This is a genomic window from Mesorhizobium sp. M7A.F.Ca.CA.004.12.1.1 (assembly GCF_003997835.1).
In the GTDB taxonomy this organism is placed as follows: Bacteria; Pseudomonadota; Alphaproteobacteria; order Rhizobiales; family Rhizobiaceae; genus Mesorhizobium.
This window is the reverse complement of sequence record NZ_RZRK01000900.1, coordinates 1-2,385: the sequence shown is the minus strand read 5'-3', so window position 1 is coordinate 2,385 and position 2,385 is coordinate 1. Positions and strand designations below refer to the sequence as shown.

Annotated in this window: 3 protein-coding genes; 2 read left to right on the top strand and 1 reads right to left on the bottom strand. The window is 58.7% G+C overall.

Translation table 11 applies throughout. From position 1 onward, the window contains the following. Window positions 1-107: 107 nt before the first annotated feature. Window positions 108-1,064 carry a glycosyltransferase gene (locus EN984_RS31440; RefSeq protein WP_236383418.1) on the top strand — a complete coding sequence of 319 codons (957 nt, stop codon included), beginning with the start codon at window positions 108-110 and terminating at the stop codon, window positions 1,062-1,064. Between the two features lie 15 nt (window positions 1,065-1,079). After that, window positions 1,080-2,015: a glycosyltransferase family 2 protein gene (locus EN984_RS31435; RefSeq protein WP_127268374.1), complete on the top strand. Its 936-nt coding sequence runs from the start codon at window positions 1,080-1,082 to the stop codon at window positions 2,013-2,015. A gap of 70 nt (window positions 2,016-2,085) precedes the next feature. Here the strand turns inward: EN984_RS31435 and EN984_RS31430 are convergent. Further along, on the bottom strand, window positions 2,086-2,385 hold a 300-nt coding region (locus tag EN984_RS31430; protein ID WP_127384211.1), incomplete at its 5' end, for a DUF1194 domain-containing protein.

The following is a 2,385-nucleotide window of genomic DNA, read 5'->3' as shown; positions in this document are numbered from 1 at the left end:
CTGCAACCAGATGATGACACGGGAGCATGTTTTTCGTAGCGTCATGCCGGACGCGATGCCGAGCGAAGCACGGAGCGGGGAACCTGACCTATTCGATCGTTGTCGAAATGGAAAACGCCAAGTCCATCAATGAAGATGAGATCGGCGTTTCGTTCAGTGCTTTGGCACGGGAAATAGAAGCCGTGACGACAACCGGTCAATACATAAAACCGGAGGTCATCGTCGTTCACAGCGGACCAGATACCGACACACCGCTTCTGCGGCATCGTCTCACCGAAATTGTTCCGCAACTTGGCATGGTAGCAAACACGATCTTCAGCGCCTGCACAGGCGGCCGGTACTATGAGGTCAAGAACGCAGGCGCCGCGTTGGCCAAGGGCGACATCGTCATTTTCTGCGATTCCGATACAGTGATCGAAGACGGCTGGCTGTCGGCACTTCTCAAACCGCTCCAGGATCCGAAGACGATCGCCGTGAACGGTTACACCTATCTCGGCTGTGACGATTTCGCGTCGCGGACCTTTGCGCTTCTGTGGTTCTTCCCGCTGCGTGATGGTGATCGACGCTTTGCCTCCAAGCGCGCGATGAACGCTAACAATTGCGCCTTCCGCAGAAGCTGGTTAGCCGGCCATCCCTTTCCGGCCAGCAATGGATTCAAGGTTTCTTGCACGTTGCTCACCAGCCAGTTACGAGCAAGCGGGCATGATTTTGTCAGAGTCGATGCCCGGGCCAGCCATTATCCCCCGCGCGGTTGGCGCTTTTTCTTTTGGCGTGCCCTGGTCACCGGGCGCGATGCGGACCGGAAATATGTGGCACTGGCATCGCCATCCCAAGCCGCGCGAGTGCTGAAGGCGACAAGACGTTGGTTTTCGACATCCTGGAAAGTGGGTGGGCGTATTCTGACGCATGCAACTCGGCTCGGAATGCCGGCATGGCAGATCCCGTTTGCACTGATCGTCGGATTGGCCTTTTGCGCGCTGGTTTTTTGTGCACAAGCGGCCATGGCCCTTGGGCTGGTTCGGGACGAGGTTGAAAACGTGCCCCTCTACGTGGGACATAGCTGAAGCACTATGGTCAAAATGGGCAAAACCATCGAACCGACACCTCTCATCACGGTCATTACGCCGACCCACAACCGACGCGAAACGGTGTTGCGCGCCGTGGAAAGCGTACTCTCCCAGAGCATGTCGAGGCTTGAGCACATTGTCGTCGACGATGGTTCGACCGATGGAACCGAAGCGGCGCTGGCCCGCATCCAGGACCCGCGGCTGATCTATGTCGGGGCGAAATGGCGAGGCGCCAACGCAGCCAGGAATGCCGGCATCGAGCGCGCGCGGGCACCGTTGGTGACGTTCCTCGATTCCGACGACATCTATATGCCGCACCGGCTTGAACGAACCCTGACCTGGTTCGAGGAAAATCCTGCACTGCAAGTGCTGATCAGTTCGTTCGTGTCCCTGAAAGGCAATCGCATCACAAACTGCGTCAACCCCGAGGCGTTCGTGAGCCCCGCAATGCTGGAGCGGACGCTGGTTGGGCAGACCATCTTCATTGCCGGCTCCGCGATCACGGCTCGCCGCGAAGCCTTGCTGGCCATCGGCGGCTACGACAGCGACATCACCCGCATGCAGGATCGCGAATTGCTGCTGCGCCTTGCGCGGCGCTTCGGTGCGCAGTTGTCCAGGGATCTGGACTGGACGAAATACAATTCGGAGAACTCGATTTCCGGCCGCCGTGACGGCTATGTCGAGGCCTATGCGAACCTGATGGGCAAACATCCGCATATTGCCCATGCCTACCCGCACATTCCGCCTTACATGATCTCGCGGCAACTCATCGCCGACATCCTGCGAGGCAGGATACCGGAGGCATTTCAGGGCTACATGGCCAACCGTTCATCCAAAACGCTTGGCTATTCGCTGCCGGAATTGATGCAAGGCTATGTCCATGGCCGGCGCTGGCGCCGCGATCTCTCCAACGAGTTTCGCAATCAATTTGGTGCCCGGCCCGCTTAAGCCGAGAGGGATTCCGGGAAATTGTGGAACGGTTTTCCCTCCGGATCGCGTTAACCCCTCTGTCGAGAGCTCAACGGTCAAGTTCGGGAAAATACGGATCCGATAGAAACCGCCTGTCCCGTTCGCCTTGTAGGCAGTCTATCGGCGTCGCCGCGTCGACGGGGATGCTTCTCACCTCGTCCTGAATGCCGCTCACTTCCAGGAGCAGCTTGCGCCGGATGGCTGTCGAAAACTCGGCGGCGGCATAGATAGGCAGCACGAAGGAACCGGGTCCGCCGATCACGCACTGCGCATAATACTGGTCGAGATGGCTGAAGGTGGGCGACGGGCTGATCAGGATCGGCAGGCCATTGACGACGATGCCTTTGGC